The sequence below is a fragment of the Streptomyces hainanensis genome (assembly GCF_004348415.1).
In the GTDB taxonomy this organism is placed as follows: domain Bacteria; phylum Actinomycetota; class Actinomycetes; order Streptomycetales; family Streptomycetaceae; genus Streptomyces; species Streptomyces hainanensis.
The window spans coordinates 1-5,596 of sequence record NZ_SMKI01000481.1 but is presented as its reverse complement, the minus strand read 5'-3'; the positions used below and the strand labels follow the sequence as shown (position 1 = coordinate 5,596).

The window sequence follows — 5,596 nt, the reverse complement described above, 5'->3', positions numbered from 1 at the left end:
CACGTGCCCCATCGGCTTCGCCGTGCCCTCCGGCCCACTCCTCCAGGGCATCGGCCACCTGGGCGTCACGGCCGGCCACCGGCCGGGCGTAGTGGCGCGTGGTCACGCTCGCGTTGGCGTGGCCGAGCCGGCGGGCGGCAGTCATCACGCCGTGCCGGTCGGCGAGCCACGTGCCGTGCGAGGCCCGGAGATCGTGCGGGGTGACGTCCACCAGGCCGGCGGCGGACACGGCCGGATCGAAGTACGCCTTGCGCCACTGGTTGTAGCGCAACGGCCGCCCGTGGCGGTTGGTGAACAGCAGCGCGTCGGCCCCGTCCGGCAACGTGTCGAGGTGTTCCCTGACCCGTCGTATCAGCGAGGCCGAAGGGAGGCACCACCACCCACCCCCACATCCCGCGCCAAGAGGCCAACAGCCTGGGCGGTCGAGGCCTGGCCCTCGTCCACGCCTACGCCCACATCGTGACGATCGATGGCGATCACCGAGGCCACACCGTCACCGCCGAACTCCGTTTCAAAGAATGGAGGGACCGGGCATGTTGCCCATGGCCCGCGCGATGCGTCTCGAACTTCGCCTGGGCTTCTGGTGCGAGGCGATCGCCCACTTCCCCCAGGGGCACCAGACCTTCTGGCTTGGCTCACAGCCCGCAGCCACACCCCGCCTCGCGATGCGATGGCTACACCAGCGCGCCGCCCACATCGCAGACCAACTCGACGATCCGGCCGCAGCTATCGCCCGCCACTGGCTCACTGACCAAGCCGAGCACGAACGCGCCCTGGCCCTCCTAGCGCACGGCGAGCTCTACGCCCACACGATCCACGAGGACAACCTCCGCTACCTGCTGTCCGCAAGACCCGCCAACCGCACCGCACTCCCCAAGCAGGCACCATGACCACCCAACACCCCAACAGTGACGACGACCAGGACCACGAGCCGCCGCTACGTCCCGAGATCGAGCAGGGCTACCGGGACGAGTTCCGGGTGGCTATGAACGCTGTCGTCCAGTACTGCCGCAACGTCGTCAACGAACACGGCCACCGCGGCCTCTGGGCTCCACGCGGCAACAGCCCCGACCACTACGAGCTGATCAGCCAGGCCCGCCGAGACATCCTCACCAAGCTTCGCCTCGTCCTGGACTGCGCCGAGACCATCGCCTATGAGATCGAGCGTGACCGAAAACGCCCACACCGCCGCCAACCGGAGTGAGTTACAACCTTCTCTACGACTTCAAGGCGCCGCGCACAGCGCGGCGCGCGCGGCAGCGGCGGCCCCGGGCCGCCGCTCCTGTCTCCGCCCCGCTCCGACCCGAGCCCGCCGGCCGCGCACCAGCACAGACGCGACCCTGGTTGCGGTGAGAGAGGGGGTCCGTCGTGGCCGGGGGTCGGCTCCACGGCTTTAGGCAGCCAGCTTGGGACGAGCCTCTAAGATCGGGGCCCACATCGGGCACCAACGGGCAGGTCCACAACCTGCCCGATCCGCCGGCCAGCGTACGGGCCCCGATCTCTCGCCCCAAGCCAGCTCCCGCCCAAACCCGCTCCACCGACCTACGTCGCAGAGCCGGCCGTGAAGTGCTATTGATACCTGATCGCAGCCGAGGCGCGGCCCCTCCAAGCATCAGGGGAATGTGTACGTCGGCCGCGCCGAGGCATTCGACTGTTTCGCAGGACCATGGGAGCCAGGCGGGAGCCAGCAATCCGATCTTTAGCTAACGAGGTCGCGGAACTTTTCATGAAGTAGCCTGAATTCTGCCGGCTTTGGCTTGTTGCGTACAACTCGCCCATCCGGGCCCAAACGAGGCCCCAGCGCTTTCTTTACCTCATCCACCAGCAGGCGCAGATCGCCGTCATCCAGAAACAGAACATAGCCACGATGCCCTCTCGCAGCATCGCGACACCGCTGCAAAAACCTTCCCTTTTCCACGAAGGAGCGGCAAATGATGATGCCAACTTTCCCTCTGAGGGGCGTGAACCTACCGCAGATCTGGTCAAGCTCGGGGTTACCCAAGTCCGAGGAGTAGTTTTTGCATTCAAAAAAGACGTACGGGCACAAGTAACCCTGACGCGTGAGCCAATCAAAAAAGCCACGCCTATCACGGTTGGTGTACGTTATGTCGACCCGCTTGCGGCCGTCATCAACAGGGTGCTCCTTGACAGGGTTAGTCAAGGCCGGATAGAAGAGCGCAGTGAACAGCGCCTCGATTGCATCATGACAACGACTAGCATGCTGACTCCCCGGCGGGATTTTAAGAACATTATCGAGGAGCTCATCGAAATCTACCGGATCCGTGCCGGTAACTTTGCTCAACTGAGCATGTGTTAGCGGCTTAATTGGCTTGGCTCTCTTTTCGTCTTTGTAGGCCCGGAAGACCTCGACCCGCTCCTCGGCTAGCTCCACAAGATCGACTTCAGGCTCCTCATCGGCTCCTTCAGCACTCTTCTGCTTCAGTTCACGCACCGCATCCTTGGCGGCTCGCACCAACTTGCCAGTGGGCCTGTCAGATTCATCGGCAAGAATCGCAGGCGCCAGATGGTTGCGGAAAAAATCCTGCTTAGTGGCCAGCAGGTCGTATCGGACTATTACCTTCGGGACCAGCAGTAAAGGCTTCCCATCGGCCACGGGCAAACTTGTGGGAGAGTCATCCCATTCTCTGCGGACAGGATCCCAGGCGAGGCCGCTATACACCTCATCCACTAGCGGGATGTCGTGCATTTTCGCCATTGACTGAGTGTACGACGTTAGCATCCCACGAATGACGCAGGTAGTAATATCAGAAACGATATCCCTTCCGATATTCTTTATGAAGAGCGCGGTATCTTCCAGGTCCTCCAAGAGCCCGCTTCTCGCCGCACGACTCGCATGCAGATTACGGCAAATCTTATTGACCAGATCGGGACCCAGCGCCCGCCCACGGGATTTCCCTTTCGATAACCCAAAGTGGGTTTCATTGGGCTCCTGGAGGCGAACCAGCAGTTCACGAACTCGCCGATCATCCCCCATGCTGAGGGACTGCACAACGGAATCGAAGAAAGTTCCCAGCATTTCTGCACACTGGACAGCCCAATCGTCAGACAGCTTCTTGAGATTGCCAGGATCTATATATACCGGCGTATCCATTACGGTGTCCACATCAACGAAATCAAGCGTCGGCTGCAGGCGTCCAAGGTTGTAGTACTCAGAAACATGCATAGCGACCCCCAGAGTCTTCTCGGCGACTTTTAGAGTTACCCACTGGCGGCCAGCTATACACATCGCATGAGGCGGCGGTGATTGCTGAAAATCAGTGGAGTATGGCACTGGCGCCCGCGTCCGTAGTTCGCTGCACGCTGCGCTTCGACCGAGCTCGGTTCAACTGCCGTCGGCGGGATCGCCCCAGTACCAGGGGACGACGGGTGGTTGCCATGGCTCGTCTTCGGGCCGGTCGAGGACCGGTGGTTCGACATGTCCGGGCAGTGGGCTTCCGTCGATGAGTGCTTCGAGCGAGTGCTGGACGTAGCGAAGGTAGTGCTTGGCGTCCCGAATCTGTCGTTCGCGGTTCCCTGCGCCCACCTCTCGCCACCCGACGTCGTAGGCCAGACGCACCAGTTCACGGTAGCGCTCACGAGCCGTGTGGTCGCTGATCGCGTAGAGATCGGTGATCATCCCTCGCCGGAGGGATTCCATGGCGTGGCGGCATTGATCGCGCGCATGGCGGCTCAGGTAGGGCGTTTCAGCGGAAACGTCAGGCAGGGACGGCAGCCAGGCGTACAGATCCGCCAACCGCTCCAAAAGCGTCCGGGCCGCGTCCGTCGACCTGGCACGGTCCTGACTCACCTGGTCGAGTCGCAGGCTGGCCGCATGCTCGGCAGTCGCCAGAGTTGCCTGAGCCGTGATCGATCTGTTCGTCTGCCATCGCGCCACCAACACGGTGATCGCACCACCGACCAAGGTGCCCGCCAGCGCGCCCAGCGACTGCGTGGCGATCTCTGCCCAGAAGCTCATACGGGATTGCTTCACCCGCCAATGCCGGCCACTACCGCAACCAGGGCAGGCAGCCTCTGGTGGACCGACGCGTACCGGCCAAACGACGGGCCAACGGCCCAGGCGATGCCGTGCCCTTCGCGTGCCCCATCGGGCGGGGAACAGCGGGGAGTCGCGGTCACCAGCGGGGAGCGGGGAACTGCGACGGCCCCCGACCATGTGTGCTGGTCAGGGGCCGTTCGCTGGGCTCTCGCGGCGGAGGCGGTGGGATTTGAACCCACGGTGAGGGGTTACCTCACGACGGTTTTCAAGACCGTTCCCTTCGGCCGCTCGGGCACGCCTCCTGGGTGCGCCGGCTGGCGGCGCACCCGGACAGCGTAGCGGCTGTGGGCTACTGGTCTCCCATGCGTTCGCCCAACACCAGGGTGGTGGTGCGCTCCTGGCCGTCGCGCTGGTAGGTGATGTCGACGGAGTCGCCCGGCTGGTACGTCCAGATCTGGCTGATCAGGGTGGGGCCGCTGTCGATCACGCGGTCGCCGAAGCGGGTGATCACGTCGCCCGGCTGGAGGCCGGCCTCGGCGGCCGGGCCGCCGGCGACGACGGGCTCGCTGCCGTCGTTGGTCGACTCGACGATCTGGGCGCCGTTGGTGACCTGGCCGCCGGACTCGACCGAGGCGCCGATGATCGGGTAGATCGGCTCGCCGCCGTCGATCAGGTCCTGGGCGACGCGCTCGGCCTGGTTGATCGGGATGGCGAAGCCGAGGCCGATGCTGCCCGCCTCGCCGCCCATGCTCGCGGTGGACTGGATCGCCGAGTTGACCCCGATGACGGCACCGTCCCCGTCGAGGAGGGGGCCGCCGGAGTTGCCCGGGTTGATCGAGGCGTCGGTCTGCAGCGCGTTCATGTAGGAGGCGCTGCCGCCCTGGCCGTCGCTGGAGGCGACCGGGCGGTCCATGGCGCTGATGATGCCGGTGGTGACGGTGCCGGAGAGGCCGAAGGGGGCGCCGATGGCGATGGTGGCGTCGCCGACGGCGACCGCGTCGGAGTCGCCCATGGGCAGCGGCGCCAGGTCGCGGCCCTCCAGGTCGGTGATCCGGATGACCGCCACGTCGTAGCCCTCGGCGCGGCCCACGACCTCGGCGTCGTAGTTCTCGCCGTCGGAGAAGGTGACGGTGAGGTTGCCGCCGTTGGCCGCGCTGGCCACCACGTGGTTGTTGGTCATGATGTGGCCCTGCTCGTCGTATACGAAGCCGGTGCCGGTGCTGCCCTCGGCGCCGTTGCCCGCCTCGATGGTGACGACGCTCGGCAGGGCCGCGTCCGCTATCCCGGCGACCGAGTCCGGGGGCCTGGCCACCGACTCGCTGCCCAGGTCGGAGGCGACCGAGGCCGGCTCACCGTCGCCGTCGGCGACGAGATAGCCGACGCCGCCGCCGATGCCGCCGGCGATCAGGGTGGCCGCCGCGATGGCGACGAGCAGGCCGCTGCGGCGCTTCTTCGGCGGGGTCGGCGGCGGGAACGCGGCCCACGGGGAGGAGTACGGGTCGCCCGGCTGGCCCGCGGCGGGCGCCGGGGCCGCGAAGGCGGCGGGCGGCTGGTGGAACGCGGCGGTGTGCTCGGCCGTGGGAGGGGACAGGGGAGGGA

The 5,596-nt window shown here is 65.7% G+C and carries 5 protein-coding genes, 1 tRNA gene and 1 pseudogene; 2 read left to right on the top strand and 5 right to left on the bottom strand.

Annotated features, from left to right (window positions below; genetic code table 11):
- Nucleotides 1–358, bottom strand: a pseudogene (locus E1283_RS30615) (tyrosine-type recombinase/integrase); the annotation flags it as partial.
- Between the two features lie 307 nt (nucleotides 359–665).
- Between E1283_RS30615 and E1283_RS30610 the strand changes: the two are divergent.
- On the top strand, nucleotides 666–890 hold the full coding sequence (locus E1283_RS30610; RefSeq protein WP_132821431.1) for a hypothetical protein: 225 nt from the start codon (nucleotides 666–668) through the stop codon (nucleotides 888–890).
- On the top strand, nucleotides 887–1,204 hold the full coding sequence (locus E1283_RS30605; RefSeq protein WP_132821430.1) for a hypothetical protein: 318 nt from the start codon (nucleotides 887–889) through the stop codon (nucleotides 1,202–1,204). The genes E1283_RS30610 and E1283_RS30605 overlap by 4 nt, the downstream gene beginning before the upstream one ends.
- Before the next feature lie 495 nt (nucleotides 1,205–1,699).
- On the opposite strand, the gene E1283_RS30600 is transcribed toward E1283_RS30605, so the two are convergent.
- From E1283_RS30600 to E1283_RS30585, 4 genes are all read right to left on the bottom strand, one after another.
- Entirely contained in the window at nucleotides 1,700–3,292 is a 1,593-nt protein-coding gene (locus E1283_RS30600) for a hypothetical protein (RefSeq protein WP_132821429.1), read from the bottom strand.
- A gap of 51 nt (nucleotides 3,293–3,343) precedes the next feature.
- Nucleotides 3,344–3,976, bottom strand: a complete 633-nt coding sequence (locus tag E1283_RS30595) for a hypothetical protein (RefSeq protein WP_132821428.1) — start codon at nucleotides 3,974–3,976, stop codon at nucleotides 3,344–3,346.
- A gap of 235 nt (nucleotides 3,977–4,211) precedes the next feature.
- Nucleotides 4,212–4,299 (bottom strand) — tRNA-Ser (locus E1283_RS30590).
- 47 nt (nucleotides 4,300–4,346) lie between these two features.
- Nucleotides 4,347–5,596 (bottom strand): S1C family serine protease (locus tag E1283_RS30585; protein WP_132821427.1); only part of this gene is annotated, 1,250 nt, incomplete at its 5' end.

What these genes read in the sequence shown, in the direction of transcription:
- E1283_RS30610 (WP_132821431.1), top strand. Translation starts at nt 666, where the DNA reads ATGCGATGGCTACACCAGCGCGCCGCCCACATCGCAGACCAACTCGAC.
- E1283_RS30605 (WP_132821430.1), top strand. Translation starts at nt 887, where the DNA reads ATGACCACCCAACACCCCAACAGTGACGACGACCAGGACCACGAGCCG.
- E1283_RS30595 (WP_132821428.1), bottom strand. Translation starts at nt 3,976, where the DNA reads ATGAGCTTCTGGGCAGAGATCGCCACGCAGTCGCTGGGCGCGCTGGCG.